This window comes from Streptomyces sp. rh34 (genome assembly GCF_002551245.1).
In the GTDB taxonomy this organism is placed as follows: domain Bacteria; phylum Actinomycetota; class Actinomycetes; order Streptomycetales; family Streptomycetaceae; genus Streptomyces.
The window spans coordinates 40574-59364 of the sequence record NZ_NTGZ01000001.1; the positions used below are offsets into that span (position 1 = coordinate 40574).

Annotated in this window: 15 protein-coding genes and 1 tRNA gene; 12 read left to right on the plus strand and 4 right to left on the minus strand. The window is 71.8% G+C overall.

Annotated features, from left to right (window positions below; translation table 11 throughout):
• Positions 1 to 68: 68 nt before the first annotated feature.
• A tRNA-Ser gene (locus tag CR470_RS00200) sits at positions 69 to 158 on the minus strand.
• An 86-nt stretch (positions 159 to 244) separates the two neighbouring features.
• Positions 245 to 1954 (minus strand): S1C family serine protease, encoded by a 1710-nt coding sequence (locus tag CR470_RS00205; RefSeq protein ID WP_097865530.1) that lies wholly within the window; start codon positions 1952 to 1954, stop codon positions 245 to 247.
• A 201-nt stretch (positions 1955 to 2155) separates the two neighbouring features.
• Between CR470_RS00205 and CR470_RS00210 the strand changes: the two genes are divergently transcribed.
• The 3 genes from CR470_RS00210 to CR470_RS00220 all read left to right on the plus strand — a co-directional run bounded on the left by CR470_RS00210 (position 2156) and on the right by CR470_RS00220 (position 4856).
• Positions 2156 to 2992 carry a glycerophosphodiester phosphodiesterase gene (locus CR470_RS00210; protein ID WP_097865631.1) on the plus strand — a complete coding sequence of 279 codons (837 nt, stop codon included), beginning with the start codon at positions 2156 to 2158 and terminating at the stop codon, positions 2990 to 2992.
• A gap of 84 nt (positions 2993 to 3076) precedes the next feature.
• Positions 3077 to 3763 (plus strand): ATP-binding protein, encoded by a 687-nt coding sequence (locus tag CR470_RS00215; protein ID WP_097865531.1) that lies wholly within the window; start codon positions 3077 to 3079, stop codon positions 3761 to 3763.
• A 127-nt stretch (positions 3764 to 3890) separates the two neighbouring features.
• Complete coding sequence (locus CR470_RS00220) at positions 3891 to 4856, plus strand: DUF5926 family protein (RefSeq protein ID WP_097865532.1); 966 nt, start codon at positions 3891 to 3893, stop codon at positions 4854 to 4856.
• 787 nt (positions 4857 to 5643) lie between these two features.
• On the opposite strand, the gene CR470_RS00225 is transcribed toward CR470_RS00220, so the two are convergent.
• Entirely contained in the window at positions 5644 to 6387 is a 744-nt protein-coding gene (locus CR470_RS00225; RefSeq protein WP_097865533.1) for a bifunctional DNA primase/polymerase, read from the minus strand.
• Between the two features lie 621 nt (positions 6388 to 7008).
• On the opposite strand from CR470_RS00225, the gene CR470_RS00230 reads away from it, so the two are divergent.
• Both CR470_RS00230 and CR470_RS00235 read left to right on the plus strand, forming a co-directional pair.
• On the plus strand, positions 7009 to 8496 hold the full coding sequence (locus CR470_RS00230) for a PP2C family protein-serine/threonine phosphatase (protein ID WP_179892069.1): 1488 nt from the start codon (positions 7009 to 7011) through the stop codon (positions 8494 to 8496).
• Positions 8497 to 8686: 190 nt separating this feature from the next.
• On the plus strand, positions 8687 to 10165 hold the full coding sequence (locus tag CR470_RS00235) for an aminopeptidase P family protein (protein WP_097865535.1): 1479 nt from the start codon (positions 8687 to 8689) through the stop codon (positions 10163 to 10165).
• A 36-nt stretch (positions 10166 to 10201) separates the two neighbouring features.
• On the opposite strand, the gene CR470_RS00240 is transcribed toward CR470_RS00235, so the two are convergent.
• Positions 10202 to 10729, minus strand: a complete 528-nt coding sequence (locus CR470_RS00240; RefSeq protein ID WP_097865536.1) for an ATP-binding protein — start codon at positions 10727 to 10729, stop codon at positions 10202 to 10204.
• A 291-nt stretch (positions 10730 to 11020) separates the two neighbouring features.
• Here CR470_RS00240 and CR470_RS00245 point away from each other — a divergent pair, with 291 nt between their 5' ends.
• The 7 genes from CR470_RS00245 to pheA all read left to right on the plus strand — a co-directional run bounded on the left by CR470_RS00245 (position 11021) and on the right by pheA (position 18253).
• Entirely contained in the window at positions 11021 to 11881 is an 861-nt protein-coding gene (locus tag CR470_RS00245; RefSeq protein WP_097865537.1) for a hypothetical protein, read from the plus strand.
• A 148-nt stretch (positions 11882 to 12029) separates the two neighbouring features.
• Entirely contained in the window at positions 12030 to 12773 is a 744-nt protein-coding gene (locus tag CR470_RS00250; RefSeq protein ID WP_097865538.1) for a YcnI family copper-binding membrane protein, read from the plus strand.
• Between the two features lie 45 nt (positions 12774 to 12818).
• A complete protein-coding gene (locus tag CR470_RS00255) occupies positions 12819 to 13478 on the plus strand; it encodes an SCO family protein (protein WP_097865539.1) in 660 nt (219 codons plus the stop codon).
• The gene (locus CR470_RS00260; protein WP_097865540.1) at positions 13475 to 13924 is read left to right on the plus strand and encodes a copper chaperone PCu(A)C; all 450 of its coding nucleotides are present in this window, start codon (positions 13475 to 13477) and stop codon (positions 13922 to 13924) included. Before CR470_RS00255 ends, CR470_RS00260 begins: the two co-directional genes overlap by 4 nt.
• A 12-nt stretch (positions 13925 to 13936) precedes the next feature.
• Complete coding sequence (locus CR470_RS00265) at positions 13937 to 15883, plus strand: copper resistance CopC/CopD family protein (protein ID WP_097865541.1); 1947 nt, start codon at positions 13937 to 13939, stop codon at positions 15881 to 15883.
• A gap of 5 nt (positions 15884 to 15888) precedes the next feature.
• Positions 15889 to 17211: an iron uptake transporter deferrochelatase/peroxidase subunit gene (gene efeB, locus CR470_RS00270; protein ID WP_097865542.1), complete on the plus strand. Its 1323-nt coding sequence runs from the start codon at positions 15889 to 15891 to the stop codon at positions 17209 to 17211.
• Positions 17212 to 17317: 106 nt separating this feature from the next.
• Complete coding sequence (pheA, locus tag CR470_RS00275) at positions 17318 to 18253, plus strand: prephenate dehydratase (RefSeq protein WP_097865543.1); 936 nt, start codon at positions 17318 to 17320, stop codon at positions 18251 to 18253.
• Positions 18254 to 18791: the final 538 nt, after the last annotated feature.

Below are 18791 nucleotides of genomic sequence, written 5' to 3' on the forward strand. Positions count from 1 at the left end.
GACAAAGTGAAGCAGAGGGCGGGCCCCCGTTCCGGAGACCCGCCCTCTGACCTGCTGCTTCTCTCACCTGGCGGTGGGTGTGGGATTTGAACCCACGGTGACATCGCTGCCACGACGGTTTTCAAGACCGTTCCCTTAGGCCGCTCGGGCAACCCACCCCGCGTCGGCGGTCCGGTCGCTGTGCAAGCCGATGGGCCGTCAGGCCCACGTGGGGCCGGTTCGACGCGTGGGACAGCCTAGCCGGTCAGCTGTCGCCCTCGCGCTGGCCCAGGGTGACTTCGGCCGTGGCCGTCTTGCCGTCGCGCTCGTACGTCAGGGTCACCTTCTCGCCCGGCTTGCGGGTCCAGATCTCGCCGATCAGGGTCGGGCCGCTGTCGATCACGGTGTCGTCGAACTTCGTGATCACGTCGCCCGCCTTCAGGCCCGCCTCGGCCGCCGGGCCGTTCGGGGTGACGGCGGGGGTGCCGCCCGCGCCCTCGGCGGAGATGGCCGCGCCGCCCGTCTTCTCCTCCATCGTGACCGTCGCGCCGATCACCGGGTAGACCGGCTTGCCGGTCTTGATCAGCTGCACGGCGACGTTCTTGGCCTGGTTGATCGGGATCGCGAAGCCGAGGCCGATGGAGCCGGCCTGGGACTGGCCGAGGCCGCCGCCGGTCGACTGGATCGCGGAGTTGATGCCGATGACCGCGCCCGTCGCGTCCAGCAGCGGGCCCCCGGAGTTGCCCGGGTTGATCGACGCGTCGGTCTGGAGGGCGCTCATGTACGAGTTCTTGTTGCTGGAGCCGTCCCCGGACGCCACCGGGCGGTTCTTCGCGCTGATGATGCCCGTGGTGACCGTGTTGGAGAGGCCGAAGGGCGCGCCGATCGCGATCGTCGAGTCGCCGACCGCGACACCCTCCGAGTTGCCCAGCGGCAACGGGGCGAGGCCCGCGGGCGGGTTCTTGAGCTTCAGTACGGCCACGTCGTAGCCCTGGGCGCGGCCGACCACCTCGGCCGCGTATTTCTTGCCGTCGGAAAAGGTCGCCGACAGTTCGCCGGACGACTCCGCGGCGGACGCCACCACGTGGTTGTTGGTGAGGATGTGGCCTTCCTTGTCGTACACGAAGCCCGTGCCCGTGCCGCCCTCTCCCTCGCCGCCCTGCGCGTCGATGGTGACCACGCTGGGGAGCGCCTTCGCCGCGACCCCGGCCACCGTGCCCGCCGGGCGCTTCAGGTCCCTCGGGGTGTCCGACGCCGAGATGGTGGTCGAGCCGCCGCCGTTGCCGTCGTCGTTCCGGTCGGCCGCCCAGAACCCGAGGGCTCCGCCGATGCCGCCCGCAACGAGAGCCGCCACGGCCACGGCCGCCACCAGGCCGCTGCCGCGGCCCTTGCCGCTCCTTCCGCCCGGGGACTCGGAGCCGGGCGGGACCGGAGCCCCCCAGACCGGGCCGTGACCGCTGCCGTTACCGATACCGCCGGACGCGTGACCGGCGCCCCCGTCGGCGTACGACGGGACGGCGGGCGGAGGCGGCGGCCAGGACGCGGCGCCCGCGGGGAGCCCGGGCTCCGCTCCGTATCCGGGCGCCGCTCCGTACTGGGGCGGCTGCGGCGGCTGGGACGGCGCCGGGTGGGGGGCCTGGGCGTACGCGGGCGTGGCCGGTGCGCCCGGGGAGGCCGGGGCTCCCTGGTGCGTGGGGTTGTGGCGCGGAGCTTCGGCATGCGCCGGCGCTCCCGGCGCCGGGTCCCCCGCACCAGGGGCGTGCGGGGCGGCCTCCGGTGCGCCGGTGTCGTGCACGGGCAGGCGCGCGGTGTCGTGCGCGGGGTCGTGCGCCGTCTCGCGCGCGGGGGCGTCCTGCGCCGGGGCCGTCGGCGTCGCTCCGTCGGTCGCCGGCTCGGGAGTGGCGGCCGGCCCGGGAGGTGCGGACGGCACGGCCGGTACCGCGTTGCCCTCGTTGCCCTCGTTCTCGGTGCTCACAGCTCTTTACTCCTCGGTTCCACTCGGCATCCAGTCGGCGTTCGGCAAGAAATCCGCTGTGCACGTGTCTGCGGTCAGCTTTTCCCACAACACGTCGGGCCACTGTAAGCAGGACCTGTGCATCCGCCTACCAATCTTTACATCCGACAAAACGGACCTCCAGGGTGACATGTGCTCAGCCGTCCCCGCGGCGGTGACACCATGGCGCGGGTGACCCACGCACGGCAGCGCAGCGCGCACACCTCCATCCAGGTCATCGCCCACCGCGGGGCCTCCGACGACGCCCCCGAGCACACCCTCGCCGCCTACCGCAAGGCGATCGAGGACGGTGCCGACGCCCTGGAATGCGATGTCCGGCTCACCGCCGACGGCCACCTCGTCTGCGTCCACGACCGGCGGGTGAACCGTACGTCCAACGGGCGCGGCGCCGTGTCGGCGCTGGAGCTCGCCGACCTCGCCGCCCTCGACTTCGGCTCCTGGAAGGACCGCGAGGAGTCGCCCGACTGGGATCCGGTGCCGGGCGAGCTCACCTCCGTACTCACCCTGGAACGGCTCCTGGAGCTCTTCACCGAGGTCCGGGCCACCGGGCGGCCGCTGCAGCTGGCCATCGAGACGAAACACCCCACGCGCTGGGCCGGGCAGGTCGAGGAGCGGCTGCTGCATCTCCTGAAGCGCTTCGGGCTGGCCGCTCCGCCCGCGGACGGACCCTCGCCCATCCGCGTCATGAGCTTCTCCGCCCGCTCCCTCCATCGCGTCCAGGCCGCCGCGCCCACGCTGCCGACGGTCTACCTGATGCAGTTCGTCTCGCCCCGGATGCGCGACGGGCGGCTGCCCGCCGGGTCCCGGATCGCGGGGCCGGGCATGCGGATCGTGCGCAGTCACCCGGGATACATCGAGCGCCTGCACCGTGCGGGGCACCGGGTGCACGTGTGGACCGTGAACGACCCCGCCGACGTCGCGCTGTGCGCCGAACTCGGCGTCGAGGCGATCATCACCAACCGCCCGAAGCAGGTTCTGTCCCAACTGGGCCGCATTTAGCACGAATGAAGGCCCACCAGGGCCCCGACCTCGGCCGTTACGGGGTGTGCACCGGCGCACTCGGTGCGCGTTCGATCGTTACGAGTGCGTCACTGGCAGTGCATTGGCCGGTTTCCGGTGCAGCTCAGTGGGGCATCCAACCCGTGGCGTGGGGCAAAGGAGGTCTCGGGGGTGGCGTTGGTGGTGGCACAAGAGGTGCCCGCGTCGTCGAGCATGGCCATTCCTCATGGCCCTGCCGGCGTGGGGCAGGCACGACACCGGATGCGTGAGCAGTTGCGCGGCAACGGGGTGTCGGACGCGGTCGTCGACGACGCTGTTCTGATCCTTTCCGAACTCCTCAGCAACGCCTGCCGGCACGGCAGGCCCCTGGGGCGCACCGACGTCGGTGACGGGGACATCCGCGCCGCCTGGCGGGTGGACACCAGCGGCGCGCTCACCGTGGAGGTCACGGACGGCGGCGGCCCGACCCGCCCGGTTCCGGCCACCCCCTCGGTGACAGCACGCGGCGGCCGGGGCCTCAACATCATCAGTGCCCTGGCCCAGGAATGGGGCGTACGGGACGACTCGTCCGGCGAGGTCACCGTCTGGGCCCTGGTCTCCTCGAAGAAGCCTCCCGGCATCGGCGGCAACGGCTCCGATGTGAACGGCACAGGAGCGAACGGCATCGGCGCGAACGGCTCCGGTGCGCACGGCATCGGCGCGCACGGCATCGGCGGGCTGACCGGTTTCGAGGGCCTGGATCTCTCCGAGGCCTTCGACGACGTGGGCTGAGCGCACGAACGACAGGGGTCCGGCGCGCGGATGACGTGGGCCGAGCCCGTACGGGGGACGAGCGAGGCTCCCCGGGCGGCTAGGCTCGCGCCGAGTCCGCACTGTCGCAATCGGGAGAATGCCCACCATGGCCAAGAAGCGCCCTCAGTCCAAGGCCGGGAAGCAGCAGCTCAAGGACGGTGAGATCCCGGTCGTCGGGGCCCGTGAGCCCTGCCCGTGCGGATCGGGCCGCCGCTACAAGGCGTGTCACGGACGCGCCGCCGCCCAGGCCGTGACCGAGCTCGTGCACCGCCCCTTCGAGGGACTCGCGGGCGAGTGCGACTGGGTCGCGCTGCGCGAGCTGGTGCCCGCCGCCACGGTCGAACTGACCCTCAAGGACGGGCTGCCCGAGGGAGTTCCGTCGGTGACGCTCGCGACGGTCCTGCCGATGGCCTGGCCGGCACTGCGCCGCGACGACGGTTCCGTCCTGCTCGCCCTGCAGAACGACACCTCCTCCGGCGACCTCAGCCGCGACCTCGCGGACACCCTCCAGCGCGCCCTGGAGGCCGAGCCCGGCTCCCCGGTCACCGCACGCCGCGTGCCGGCCGACGGTCCGCGCCTCCAGGATCTCCTCGCCCCGGACGCCGCTTTCGAGCCGAACGTGCACTCCGGGTTCGAGTTCTGGGTTCCGGACGCGGAGAACGCCACGCCGGAGGTGTCCGCCTCCCTGGAGCGCGCGAACGCCGCCGCGATCCCGACGACGCTGCTGTCCGGCGTCGACGCCGCGTACTGGTGCGAGACACCGGAGAAGAACCACCTGCGCTGGGTCATGCCGCACCCCGAGGAGCAGCTCCTCGACGCGCTCGCCCGGCTGCACGCCGCCGGCACCTCCTCGCTCGGCGACGACACCCGCCTGGTCGGGTCGTTCCGGGCGCACGGGCTCGTGGTCCCCGTCTGGGACCTGCCCAGCTCGATGGGGGCCGAGGCGTGCGAGAAGCCCGCCGTCGAGTTCGCCGAGCGACTGGCGACGGCGCTCGCGTCCGACGCCCCGCTCACCGCCGAGGAACGCCGCGCCCGGGGCGGTCTCACCAACCGTCAGGTGACCCTCAGCTGACAGTCACGACAGAGGGGCCCGCAGACAGTGACCCATGTCACAACTCGCCGTACTCGTAAGTAAATCGGCGTCCCTACAGGCGAGATCGAATTTGCGAACGGCAGATCTCTTGTTACGGTTCTAGAAGCCCGGTCGCTGGTGCATCCCCCGTCGCCAGCGACCGGGCGTTCTCGTTTCCGGCTGCGCCCCACCCTGTGACACTCCTGGGCGCGGAGACCGCACCGCTCCTGAAACCGCGCCCGCCGCTTCGGAGTCCGTCACACCGGAATCCCTGGCGCCCCTTCGGTCGGCCCGGTCAGCCCCTGCGTCCAGCGCCCGTTCGGATCCGGCGCGGGTCCGGCTCGGAGGAGCAGCGGCAGATTCATCTCCGGATAGCCCATCAGAAGGCTTCGGTCACACGCCTTCTGGCGGCCCGCCAGACGATTTCGTCCCGGCTGCCGGATCACCCGCCCGATACGGCATCCCGAGCAACGGTGAGGCCCACGGAACCGGACAGGCCGATCATGCGGAGATTCATCATGGCCCCACCCTGACGGCTGCGCGGAATTCCTGGCGACGCGGCGACGATATCGGCGCAATGCGTGCCGTCCGGTCGCGCGGCTCCCATTTTTGCCGGGGATCCGGCCCGCCGGCTCACACCCGTTCGAGTGAGCCGGCCTTGTGAGCCGGTCCCTGCCGAGCCGGCCCCTGCGAGCCGGTCCTTGTCAGGCGGACACTGTGATCCGGGCACCGTGAGCGGACACCGTGCGCCCGGCACCTCCTGGGTGCCGCCATTCCCGCGGCCGGGTCAGTGGGCGAGCCGACTGCCGCCGCCCGGGGCGCCGGTGCTCGCCTCGACCAGGGCGTCCAGGACCGCTTCGACGTCCGGGAGCCAGGGCGCCGCGACCACGGGAACCGCGCCCTTCGCCCGCCCGGGGGACACCGGGGCGGCGGCGGAGGTCCCGACCGGCGCGGGGGGCCGCTCCCAACGGACCTGGCCCGCGCCCGTCCGGGACGGCGGAAGGACGAGGTAGCCGCCCTCACCGTGGAACCGGAGCGAGCTGGGAACCCAGTCCTTCGCGTACAGCAGTTCGCCCAGCCGTTCCAGGGTGTACGGGGCCACCAGCAGCGACCACCGGGTGGGCGTCGCCACGACAGGGCCCAGCCGCATCCCCAGGACGTCGAGGGCGCTCAGCGCTCTGGCGCCGGCCACCGCGGGCAGGCTCACCGCGCAGGGCGCGTGCCCACCGGTCGCCAGCATCACGGGGGCGGTGGGGCGGTGGGTCCACCACCAGCGCACCATGCGCTCGTCCGTGGTGGCCGCCAGCAGGCCGGGGTCGAAGGGGTGTGCGCCCGGTACGGCGCAGTCGGGTTCGGGGCAGGCGCAGCCGAGGCCGCCGCTCTCGCCGCGCGGGCCGGCCTGCGCCGTCCCCACTCCGGGGAGCACGGGCCATTGCCATACGGTGGCGCAGGTCAGGGCCGCGTCGAGCCGGGCGGCCCCCTCCTTGCGCCGGAGCCGGAGCCTGCGTCGCCTTCCGAGGATCTCGCGCATGAGCGCTCGTTCCTTTCCGTTGAACGCCGAGTCCACATGACACCACGCGTGTGTGACACCACGTGCGTATCTCTTCGCTGTGCGTACGTGCTCATCAGTTCTGCGGTACGGGCGTGCCGTCGATACCGAGCGTGAGCCGAGCCGAGCCGAGTGGAACCGGTCCGAATAGAACCGATCTGGGGTGGAACAGAGCCGAACCGAGCAGAGTCGAGCGGAGTCGAACCGAACGGGGCCGAACTGACCGAGCGGAGTCGTGCTGCCCTGGCAGAGTCGTACGGGTCGAACCGAGCGGGTCGAGCCGGGCCGGCGATCGCTGGGCGAGGGCGGCCTGCGCCTCGCCTGCCGTCCCTCGTGCGAACCCCGCCGTCCGGGGCGGGGCGTCACGTTCACGGGTAAGGACGCCCGAACCCGCTGCCGGGTTCCTGGGCGATCACAACCGCACCCGCGCATCACCGTCTACGTACCCAGCATGCCCGGAATGACGCTCCTCCGGCGACTTGACCCCGGAGGTACTCCTGTTGAGCAGCCCCAGTCGATCGCAAATAGCGTCCATAGGGTGCAATTTTCAGCCAAGTTGACCGACACTGGGAGAGCACGAATCGCCCGGCCCCTGAAGGGACAATGCTGGACATCGGGTTACTTGTGCGTGTACATGTGGATGCATTGATAGTGGCGCAGAATCACATGGGGGTTTGCGATGCTATTCGACGAATCACACCGGTCGGAAAGCTGGCTGCCATGAGCGCCCCACACCTGCCGAAAGTGGCTGGAATCGATCCAGACGTTCCGGTTTCAACGCACACTCCCGCTCCCCTGACGGAGATCCCGGGGCCGCCCGGAGCCTTCATCCAGGACCGGCTCGCGGGCTGGGTCTCGGACCTCACGACGCTGCACGAACTCACCGAGCGGCTGGCCGGTACGAACACGCTCGACGACGCCCTGAACGAGCTGCTGCACGCCGGAGCCGCCCTCGTCGGAGCCCGCCGCGGGCTTCTCGTTCTGGAACCGGCGAACGGCGAAGGCCCCTCCGCCACCCTCGGCCTCGGGCTCAGCCACGCCGAGCTCGGCCACATCGAGACCGTGCCGCGCGCGGCCACCGCGCTCGGCCGCGTCCTCGACGGGCTGCCGGACACCGCAGCCGGGGTCGTCAGCCCCGACCTGCTCGCCGAGAAGGATCTGGATCCCCGGCACCGCGAGGTCGCCGCCCGGCTCGGCTACGCCGCCAGCTATGCCCTCCCGCTCGCCTCCGAGGCGGCCGGTCGCCTCGGCGCGGCCGCCTGGCTCTATGACGAACCGGCCGAGCCCGCACAGAAGCAGCGCCACCTCGCCGGCCTCTACGCGCGCTACGCCACCGAGCACCTGGCGCGCCTGATCGAGCTGGAGCGCGCCCGCGCGGACGTCGCCGCCGTCGCGGAGGAACTGCTCCCCAGCCGGCTGCCCCGGATCCCCGGCGTCCAGCTCGCCGCCCGGCACCGCACCGGCCCCCGGGGCGGCGGCGACTGGTACGACGCGCTGCCACTGCCCGACCGCACCCTCGGCCTCGCCGTCGGCTCCGTGGGCGGGTCCGGGCCGAGCGCCATGGCCGCCATGGGCCGGCTGCGCGCCAGCCTGCGGGCGTACGCCGTGATGGAGGGCGAGGACCCCGTCGCCGTCCTCTCCGACCTGGAACTGCTGCTGCGGCTCACCGAACCCGCGCGGACCGCGACCGCCCTCTTCGCCTACTGCGAGCCCGCCGCCCGCAAGGTCGTGCTGGCCGGGGCCGGGCACACCCCGCCCCTGGTGCTCGGCGAGCGACGCTGCGAGTTCGTCGAGACCACGCTCTCCGCCCCGCTGGGGATGCTCGCCTGCTGGGAGGCGCCGAGCGTGGAGTTCAGCCCGGCGCCCGGCGAAACGGTGCTGCTCTACACGGACGGGCTGCTGCGCCGCACCGGGGACGCGATGGACCGCGCCTTCGCCCGGCTGCACTCCGCCGCCGCCTCCGTACCGAAGTCGGACCGGCACGATCCGGCGGCCGTCGCCGACCACGTCCTGCGCACGATGCTTCCCGACGGTCTCGACCGGAGTGACTCCGCCGAGGACGTCGTGATCCTCGCCGCCCACTTCGACTGACCGCCCACGTCGAGCGACCGCCCGCTTCGGGGTGACCGCCCACGTCGAGCGACCGCCCACGCCGGACCGCCGGCCCCTCGACTGATCCGTCGACGGCCTCTCCGGTAACAGGCCCTTCGGCCCTGGGCCCCCTTCCGTACGCCCGTACGATGGACGATGGTCCAGTGTCGTACTCAAGGAGAGACAAATCGTGTCTGAGGAGCTCATCCCGGAGAACCCGGAGCAGGAGACCGAGGAGAACGAAGCAGAGGAAACGGTCAAGCAGCGGAAGAACGGCCTGTACCCGGGCGTCTCCGACGAGCTCGCCGACAACATGAAGTCGGGCTGGGCCGACACGGAACTGCACGACCTCCAGCCGATCGCCCAGGCCGAGCACACCGCCGCCCGGCGCGCCGCGCTCTCCGCCCGCTTCCCCGGCGAGCGTCTGGTCATCCCCGCGGGCAACCTGAAGACCCGCTCCAACGACACCGAGTACGCCTTCCGCGCCTCCACCGAGTACGCGTACCTCACCGGTGACCAGACCCAGGACGGCGTGCTCGTCCTGGAGCCGAAGGGCGGCGGCCACGAGGCGACCCTGTACCTGCTGCCGCGCTCCAACCGGGAGAACGGCGAGTTCTGGCTCGACGGCCAGGGCGAGCTGTGGGTCGGCCGGCGGAACTCCCTCTCCGAGGCCGAGCAGCTGCTGAACATCCCCGCGAAGGACGTCCGCGAGCTGCCCGCCGCGCTGACCGAGGCCACCGGCCCGGTCCGCAATGTGCGCGGGCACGACGCGTCCGTCGAGGCGGCCCTCACCGACAAGGTCACCGCGGAGCGCGACGAGGAGCTGCGCGTCTACCTCTCCGAGGCCCGTCTGGTGAAGGACGCCTTCGAGATCGCCGAGCTGCAGAAGGCGTGCGACGCCACCGCGCGCGGCTTCGAGGACGTCGTGAAGAGCCTGGACAAGGCCGAGGCGACCAGCGAGCGCTTCATCGAGGGCACGTTCTTCCTGCGCGCCCGCATTGAGGGCAACGACATCGGCTACGCCTCGATCTGCGCCGCCGGCCCGCACGCCACCACCCTGCACTGGGTCCGCAACGACGGCGACGTGCGCGCCGGCGAGCTGCTGCTCCTGGACGCCGGCGTGGAGACCAACGACCTCTACACCGCCGACGTGACGCGCACCCTGCCGATCAACGGCACGTTCTCGCCGCTCCAGCGCACGATCTACGACGCGGTGTACGAGGCCCAGGAGGCGGGCATCGCCGCCGTGAAGCCCGGCGCCACCTTCCGCGACTTCCACGACGCCTCGCAGCGCGTCCTCGCCGAGAAGCTCATCGCGTGGGGCCTGCTCGGCGACCTGGACGTGGACAAGGTCCTGGAGCTCGGCCTCCAGCGCCGCTGGACCCTCCACGGCACGGGCCACATGCTCGGCATGGACGTCCACGACTGCGCCGTCGCACGCACCGAGGCGTACGTGGACGGCGTCCTGGAGCCGGGTGTCTGCCTGACCGTGGAGCCGGGCCTGTACTTCCAGGCCGACGACCTGACCGTGCCGGAGGAGTACCGGGGCATCGGCGTCCGGATCGAGGACGACATCCTCGTCACCGAGGACGGCAACCGGAACCTCTCCGACACGCTGCCCCGCCAGGCGGACGAGGTCGAGGCCTGGATGGCCCGGCTGAAGGCCTGACCCACCGCCGTACCTCCCGGGAGGGCGTGCCGCTCACTAGACCGTGAGCAGCGCGCCCTCGCGCCATTTCAGGACCTTGTCGAAGCGCACCACCGCGCCGTGGCCCGGCCGGTTGCCGAACTGGACGTGGTCCGAGAGCTGCTGGATGAGGTCGAGACCCCTGCCGCTCTCGGCTTCGGCGTCCCCCGGGGGGAGCGGGTGCTGCGGGTGCTGCGGATGCTGTTCGGAATGCGCGGCTGGGCGAAGCGCGCGCCGGGCGGGAAAGCCCGGCCCCGAGTCGCTGACCTCGATACGGCATTTCTCGCCGTCCAGATAGGCCGTGACCCGGTACTGCCCGGAGTCCGCGGCGGGGCGTCCGTACCCGGAATCCCCCGGCTCCCCGAGAGCCGTGCGGTCGCCGCCGTGTTCGACGGCGTTCGCACAGGCCTCGCTGAGCGCGAGCGACAGGTCGAAGGAGATGTCCGGATCCACCCCTGCGGTTTCCATGGTGCCGAGCAGAAAACGACGGGCGAGCGGGACGCTCGCAGCTTCGCGCCGCAAATGGAGAGACCACCAGATGCTCATCTTTCAGCCTCCTGGCTGCGGCTCGACGTATCGATACGTATTGCCGCACTCGACACTTCGTAAGCACGGATCGGGTGAAGGAGCCCTCATTCGGCGGATGTGGATATTCGGCCGCCCGGTGTATGGACCCGCCCGGCACCAGGTCACCGCGGGTCCGTCCGGTGACTCGGGGCGCGCCCCCGGTCCGTACATCCCCCACGAACAGACGCAACAAGCACGGTTGGGGACGGAGTCTGATCTTCCGGACCTGCCGTACGGCAGAGGGGGGTGCAGTGCGATGATGTCCCGGCCATGTCCACGCCTCTCGCACACGCCGGAGCCGGTCTGCGGCTCATGAGGGCCGCGGTGTTCACCGCGGCCTGCGTCGTGCTGTCCGCGGCCGGACACGCGCTCGCCGCCGGAGTGGCCGTCCCCGCGTGGACCCTGCTCGCCGGATTCCTCGGCGTCCTCGCCGTCGCCACGGTCCTCGCCGGACGGGAACGTTCCCTTCCGTCGATCGTGGGCGCGCTGGCCGGCGGGCAGATCCTCCTGCACGTGCTCTTCGCGTACGGCAGCCACGCCAGTGCGCCGGCCGCCGCGCCCACGGGCGGCGACAACCCGCTCATCCGGTTCGCCGCCGGTCTCGTCTGCGGTGCCGGACCGGAGCAGCTGAACGCGGCCGACGCCCACCGCATCGTCTCCTCCGCCGGCATCGACCCGTCGACGCTCGCGGGCGCCCACGGTCATCTCGCGGACGGCGGGGCCGGAGCGGTCGGGACCCTCGCGCCGGCGGCCCCGGACGGCGCCTCCGGCATCGCGCAGGTCTGCGCCGCGGTGTCCGCGCTGCTGCCGAGCCTGCCGATGTTCCTGGCTCACGTCCTCGTCGCGCTCGCCACCGGCTGGCTGCTGCGGCGCGGCGAGATCGCCCTCTTCGAACTGGCCCGGCTCTCCGCCCACAGCGCCCAGGCCCTGGCGGCCGGGGCCCGGCTGCGGTCCCTGCGGGCCGCGCTCGCCCTCGTCCGCGCACTGCGGGCCGGGGCGCGCGGGCAGCTCACGGCCGGACCGCGCGTTCCGCGTCACTCCGACGAGGTGCCCGTACCGGCCGTCGGGGATCCTCTGCAGCACCTGGTGATCAGGCGCGGGCCTCCGGCCCCGTACGCCCTCGCAGCCTGACGCGACGCCTCCACCGACCCAGCGGGGCCCGTCCGTGCACGTCCCTGTGCACGCACGCCCACGGAACCGGACCACGAGGTGTCGTGATGCCGCCGCGCACCCGCGCGCCGGACCACCGTGTTCCGTTTCCCCTGTGGAGATTCCTGCCATGAAGCTTTCCCGTATCGCCCTCGCCGGCGGCGTCGCCGCGTCCACCGTCCTGCTGATCGCCGGCCCGGCCGCCGCCCACGTCAGCGTCCAGCCGGTCGGCGAGGCCGCCAAGGGCGGATACGCCACGCTCAACTTCAAGGTCCCCAACGAGCGCGACCAGGCCTCGACCGTGAAGCTCGAAGTCAACTTCCCGGCCGACCACCCGCTGTCGTCCGTCACCCCGCAGGCCGTCCCCGGCTGGAAGATCGAGATCGACAAGAGCACGCTCGACAAGCCTCTTGAGGTGCACGGCAAGAAGATCACCGAGGCGGTCTCCAAGGTGACCTGGACCGCGGACGAGGGCGAGATCGCCCCCGGCTACTTCCAGCAGTTCCCGGTCTCCGTCGGCGCGCTTCCCGACAACGCCGACCAGCTCGTCTTCAAGGCGATCCAGACGTACGACAACAAGGAAGTCGTCCGCTGGATCGAGGAGCCCACGGCCGGCGGCGAGGAGCCCGACAGCCCGGCCCCCGTGCTGAAGCTGACCGCCGCCGCCGAGGACCACCACGGCGGCGCGGACGACGCCACGAAGACCGACGACCACAAGGCCGCCGACACGGACGCGTCGGCCAAGGAGAGCAGCACCGCCGCGTCCTCCTCCTCCAGCGACACCACCGCCCGCACGCTGGGCATCATCGGCATCGTCATCGGCATCGGGGGCATCGCGTTCGGTGTGCTCGCCGGACGTCGCCGCTCGGCCTGACCGGCCGGTTCCCTCACCCGCACCACGTTCAGGACACCCCATCCCATGCGCAAAGCAAAAGCAGTGACGGCCGTGGCGTTCGCCGCCGCGGCCGCACTGGCCCTCTCCGCCTGCGGCACCGCCGACGACAAGGCGGAGTCCTCGTCCATCGCCGACGTCAGCGCCGCGCCGAAGAACAAGGCCGCGACCGTCCTCGACCAGCCGTTCACCAAGCCGAACCTGGTCCTCACCGACACCCACGGCAAGGAGTACGACCTCCGCGAGGCCACCAAGGGCAAGCCGACACTCATCTACTTCGGCTACACCAACTGCCCCGACGTCTGCCCGCTGACCATGAGCAACATCTCCCTCGCCAAGCGGGAGCTGCCCAAGGCCGACCAGGAGAAGCTCCAGGTCGTCTTCGTCACCACCGACCCCGAGCGCGACACCCCCGCCTCGCTCGGCAAGTGGCTCTCCGCCCAGGACCCCTCCTTCACCGGCCTCACCGGCGACTTCCCGACCATCCAGGCCGGGGCGCGGCAGATCGGCATCGGCATCGACGCGCCGAAGAAGGAGAAGGACGGGACCGTCGTCTCGATGCACGGCGCCCAGGTCATCGCCTTCTCCCCGAAGACGGACAAGGGGTATGTCCTCTACGGCGAGGACACCACCGCCGAGGAGTACACGAAGGACCTCCCCAAGCTGCTCAAGGGGGAGGCTCCGTGAACCGTCGCGCGGCCCTCTCCGGCGCCCTGGCCCTCGCCACGGGGCTGACGCTGGCCGGGTGCTCGTCGGACAGCGCGAAGCCCGACCTGAAGGTCGTCGGGGCGTATCTGCCGCAGCCCGTCAGCGACATGGCCGCCGGTTTCCTCGTCGTCCAGAACAGCGGCGGCGCCGGGGACCGGCTCACCTCGGTGACCAGTCCGCTCTCCGACGACGTCACGATCCACGAGACGAAGAACCAGAAGATGCGCGAGGTCTCCTCGTTCGAGGTGCCCGCGAACGGCGAGCTCGATCTCGAACGCGGTGGCAACCACATCATGTTCATGAAGCTCAAGCAGAAGCCCCAGCAGGGCGAGAAGGTCCCCGTCGAGCTGCACTTCGAGAAGGCCGGCCCCATCACGGTCGACCTGCCGGTGAAGGAAACCACCCACAACCCGAAGAAGCAGTGAGGGACTGAACCGATGTCTGCCACCGCCCCGTACACCGGACCGTCCCCGATACGACGGCCCGTCGCCGTCGCCGCGCTTCTCGCCGCGCTGGTCAGCCTGGTCTTCGGGCTGCTGCTGGCCGGCGCGGGCCCGGCGTCCGCGCACGCCGCCCTCACCGGGAGCGACCCGCAGGACGGGGTGGTGGTGGACACCGCGCCCAAGGAGGTCACCCTCAGCTTCTCCGAGGCCATCGCCGTGGGCGACGACTCCATCCGGGTCCTCGACCCCAGCGGCAAGCGCGCCGACACCGAAGCCGAGCCGCGCGATCTCTCCGGGAGCGGCACCGTCCGCTACGGCGTCGCGCTCCACTCCGGCCTGCCGGACGGCACCTACACGGTGGCCTGGCAGGCGATCTCCGCCGACAGCCACCCGATCTCCGGCGCGTTCACGTTCTCCATCGGCGCCCCGTCCGAGACCACGGTGGCCCTGCCCTCCCAGGAGGCGGGCGGCGGCCCGGTCGGCGTCGTCTACGACATCGCGCGCTACGCCGCGTACGGCGGATTCGTGCTGCTCGTCGGCGGCAGCGCGTTCGTCCTGGTCTGCTGGCGGCGCGGCGCGACCGCCCTGCCGATGCAGCGGCTCGTGGTCCGGGGCTGGCTCACGCTGACCGCGGCGACCCTGGTCATGCTGCTGCTGCGCAACCCGTACACCGGCAGCGGGAAGTTCGCCGACGCCTTCGACCTCGCCGGCCTCCAGTCCGTCCTGGACACCAAGCCCGGCGCCGCCCTCGTCTCCCGGCTGCTGCTGCTCGGGGCCGCCGCCCTGTTCATCGCCGTGCTCTTCGGCACGTACGCCAGGCGCGAGGACGAGCAGGAGAAGAAGGACCTCACCTTCGGCCTCGCCGTCGGGGGCGGGGTGGTCGCGGCGGGCATCGCCGCCACCTGGGCGATGTCCGAACACGCCTCGACCGGCATCCAGACGAGCATCGCCATGCCCGTGGACGTGGCGCACCTGCTGGCCGTCGCCGCGTGGCTCGGCGGGCTCGCCTCGCTCCTGGTGGCGCTGTACCGGACGCCGGACATCGGGAGCGCCGCGGTCCGGCGCTTCTCCGCGGTCGCGTTCGGCAGTGTCGTGGTCCTGGCGGCGACCGGGATCTACCAGTCCTGGCGACAGGTCGGCTCCTGGTCGGCGCTGACCGGGACGCGCTACGGCCAGCTGCTGATCCTGAAGGTGGCGCTGATCGCCGTCCTGCTCGCCGTCGCCTGGTTCTCCCGGCGCTGGACGGGACGGCTGACGGACAGCGCCGTCGCCTCCTCCGGAGCCGAGGAGGAAGAGGAGGCCGCCGCGCCCGAGCCGGAGAATGCCGCCCCGGCCGCGCCGGCGGAGGCTTCCGACGACGTCGCCCCCGAGCGCGCCGCACAACTGGCCCGTCAGCGGGCCGTCCTGACCGCGACGAAGAAGAAGCGGATACGGGACGCCGACCCGGAGCGCTCCGGGCTGCGCCGCTCGGTCCTGGCCGAAGCCGCCGTCGCCGTCGTCCTGCTGGCCGTCACCACCATGCTGACGTCCACCGAGCCGGGCCGTACGGAGGAGGAGGCCGCGGGCGGCGCCACGGCGGCCACCGCCCCCGCCGCCGGCGGCCCGGTCAACCTGAGCATGCCGTTCGACACCGGCGGCGAGAACGGCAAGGGCACCGTCCGCATCGACATCGACCCCGGCCGCACCGGATCCAACGATCTGCATGTGTGGATCGACGGCAGCGACGGCGAGCCGATGGACGTCCCCGAGCTGAAGCTGGCCCTCACTCTGAAGTCGAAGGACATCGGCCCGCTGCCGGTCGTCCCGGACCGGCTGGCCGAGGGGCACTGGACGGCGAGCGGTGTACAGATTCCGATGGCCGGGGACTGGAAGGTCGACGTGACCGTTCGGACGTCGGACATCGACCAGGTCACCATCGACAAGAACGCGAAGATCGGCTGAGCACGGTGAGCAAGACCAAGAAGCAGACCCCGGACACAACCGCCACCACCGGCTCTCCGGGCGACGACCGCACCGGCGGTACCGGCGTATCGCGGCGACGGCTGCTGGGCACGGCGGGCGCGGCGGGCGCCACCGGGCTGGTGCTGGGAGCCGGGGCCGGGGCCGCCGGATACGCCGCCACCCGCCCCGAGGAGACGGCCGCGCTGACGACCGTCGGGGCGACCGAGGCGATGTTTCACGGGAAACATCAACCGGGGATCACCACTCCGCTTCAGGCCCGGGGCCACCTCGTCGCCTTCGACCTGGCGGCGGGCGCCGGGCGCAAGGAGGCGGCCGCGCTGCTGCGGCGCTGGTCCGCGGTGGCGAAGGAGCTGATGGCGGGCCGCCCCGCGGCGGGCGGGCCGGACGGCCCCGGGCACGACACCGGGATCGCCCTCGACGCGGGGCCGTCGTCCCTGACCGTCACCTTCGGCTTCGGCCGTACGTTCTTCGCGCGCACCGGTCTGACCGCCCGGCTGCCCGCCGCGCTCGACCCGCTGCCCGCGTTCTCCGCCGACGCCCTCGACGCCGAGCGGTCGAACGGCGACCTCTGGGCGCAGATCGGCGCGGACGACGCGCTGGTCGCCTTCCACGCGCTGCGGGCCCTCCAGAAGGAAGCCGTGGGCACGGCACGGGTGCGGTGGCAGATGAACGGCTTCAACCGCACACCCGGCGCGACCGCCCGCCCGATGACCGCCCGCAATCTGATGGGCCAGATCGACGGGACCGGAAACCCGAAGCGGGACGACGAGGACTTCGACCGGCGCGTCTTCGTCCCCGCCTCCCCCGGGAAGCCGCAGGAGTGGATGGAGGGCGGTTCGTACGCCGTCGTCCGCCGGATCAGGATGCTTCTGGACGACTGGGAGAAGCTTCCGGTGGAACGCCAGGAGCGGGTCATCGGGCGGCGCAAGGCGGACGGGGCGCCGCTGAGCGGAGGGACCGAGACCACGGAGATGGACCTCGACAAGGCCGGCCCGGACGGCAGGCTCGTGATCCCTGACAACGCCCACGCCCGGATCTCCTCGCCCGAGAAGAACGGCGGGGCCGCCATGCTGCGCCGCCCGTTCTCGTACCACGACGGCATCGCGGAGGACGGCACTCCGGACGCCGGGCTCCTCTTCATCTGCTGGCAGGCGGACCCGTTCCGCGGTTTCGTACCGGTGCAGCGCAAGCTCGACCGGGGCGACGCGCTGTCGCCGTTCCTCCGGCACGAGGCGAGCGGGGTGTTCGCGGTCCCGGGCGGGGCGGCGGAGGGCGAGTACGTGGGACAGCGGCTGCTGGAGTCGTAGGGGGCCGAGCGGCCGGCCGGCGTGCTCGGGGCACAGGCTGCCGGAGCCGCCCGACCGTATTCTGAGACAGCGCGGCAGGCGTCGCGGGGCGCATTAGGGTGACCGTATGTCAGCCACGCGGTACGCCTATCTCGGTCCCGAAGGCACCTTCACCGAGGTCGCTCTACGCACACTCCCGGAGGCCGCCACCCGGGAACTCGTCCCGATGGTGTCCGTGCCGGCCGCCCTGGACGCCGTACGCAGCGGTGAGGCGGCGGCGGCTCTCGTGCCGATCGAGAACTCCGTCGAGGGCGGCATCACCGCGACGCTGGACGAGCTGGCCGGCGGGGAACCGCTGATGATCTACCGCGAGGTGCTGCTCTCCATCACCTTCGCGCTGCTGGTACGGCCCGGGACCAAGCTGTCGGACATCAAGACGGTCACCGCGCACCCGGCCGCCCAGCCGCAGGTGCGCAACTGGATGGCGGCCCACCTCCCGGGGGCCCTGTGGGAGTCGGCGGCGTCCAACGCGGACGGGGCCCGGCTGGTCCAGGAGGGGCGGTACGACGCCGCGTTCGCCGGGGAGTTCGCCGCCGCGACCTACGGCCTGGAGCCGCTGGTGACGGAGATCCACGACGCGGAGAACGCCCAGACGCGCTTCGTCCTGGTGGGCCGGCCCGCCCGGCCCTCCGCACCGACCGGCGCGGACAAGACCTCCGTGGTGATCCGGCTGGGCGACGACCACCCCGGCGCCCTCCTGGAGCTGCTCCAGGAGTTCGCGGTACGCGGCGTCAACCTGATGCTGATCCAGTCCCGCCCGACAGGCGAGGGCATCGGCAACTACTGCTTCGCCGTGGACGCCGAGGGACACATCGCGGACCGGCGGGTCGGGGAGGCCCTGATGGGGCTGAAGCGGATCAGCCCGAAGGTGCGGTTCCTCGGCTCGTACCCGCGGGCCGGCGTCTCCCCGGACGAGGTGCGGCCGCTGCGGGCGGGCACGTCGGACGCGGCGTTCATGGAAGCCGCCGACTGGCTGGCGCGCAGCCAGGACGGCCGGATCTGACGGAAGGGCCGGAGAAGCCCCGGCGCGAAGGCCCCTGGGCGGCCCCCTTTGCGCGCTCCGCGGCGGTGCGATCTACAGATAGTCACGCACTCCGGGGAGTTATCCACAGGAGGGCTCTCGACCTGGGGACAAGTCGACACTCTCATGCGACATCGTCGACAAATCAACCCAGTCACCCCAGAGCCGTCCACAGAGGCGCCAGGCGGCACGAGGCGCCCGTGTCGCCCCAATTCCCTTGATCAACACTTTAGGGCGATGAATTCCCACCCGAACGAGCACGTGGAACGGGTTTGGGTGGGGATTCCACGGGGCTTCGTCCGAGTTCCGGAAGTACACCCTCCAGCATCCACAGAACTTCCACACAGCCTGTGGATAACTATTCCCACCCGGACCCTCCTGTGGACAACGGCGACCGATCCGCCCCCAACTCCCGCCCCACCCAAGGCGGGCATGTCAAGGCGGGCCACACCTTCTGCCCTGTTCAGGGGAGTTGACCACCGTTATTGACGCCCCCCTCCTCCAACAAGGCATCGACATG

Bases quoted from the DNA above. Each gene is read 5' to 3' on its own strand.
- CR470_RS00220 (WP_097865532.1), top strand. From the start codon at position 3,891: ATGGCCAAGAAGCGCCCTCAGTCCAAGGCCGGGAAGCAGCAGCTCAAG.
- pheA (WP_097865543.1), top strand. From the start codon at position 17,318: ATGTCAGCCACGCGGTACGCCTATCTCGGTCCCGAAGGCACCTTCACC.
- CR470_RS00240 (WP_097865536.1), bottom strand. From the start codon at position 10,729: ATGAGCATCTGGTGGTCTCTCCATTTGCGGCGCGAAGCTGCGAGCGTC.
- CR470_RS00225 (WP_097865533.1), bottom strand. From the start codon at position 6,387: ATGCGCGAGATCCTCGGAAGGCGACGCAGGCTCCGGCTCCGGCGCAAG.
- CR470_RS00230 (WP_179892069.1), top strand. From the start codon at position 7,009: ATGCTGGACATCGGGTTACTTGTGCGTGTACATGTGGATGCATTGATA.
- CR470_RS00245 (WP_097865537.1), top strand. From the start codon at position 11,021: ATGTCCACGCCTCTCGCACACGCCGGAGCCGGTCTGCGGCTCATGAGG.
- CR470_RS00210 (WP_097865631.1), top strand. From the start codon at position 2,156: ATGGCGCGGGTGACCCACGCACGGCAGCGCAGCGCGCACACCTCCATC.
- CR470_RS00250 (WP_097865538.1), top strand. From the start codon at position 12,030: ATGAAGCTTTCCCGTATCGCCCTCGCCGGCGGCGTCGCCGCGTCCACC.
- CR470_RS00255 (WP_097865539.1), top strand. From the start codon at position 12,819: ATGCGCAAAGCAAAAGCAGTGACGGCCGTGGCGTTCGCCGCCGCGGCC.
- CR470_RS00265 (WP_097865541.1), top strand. From the start codon at position 13,937: ATGTCTGCCACCGCCCCGTACACCGGACCGTCCCCGATACGACGGCCC.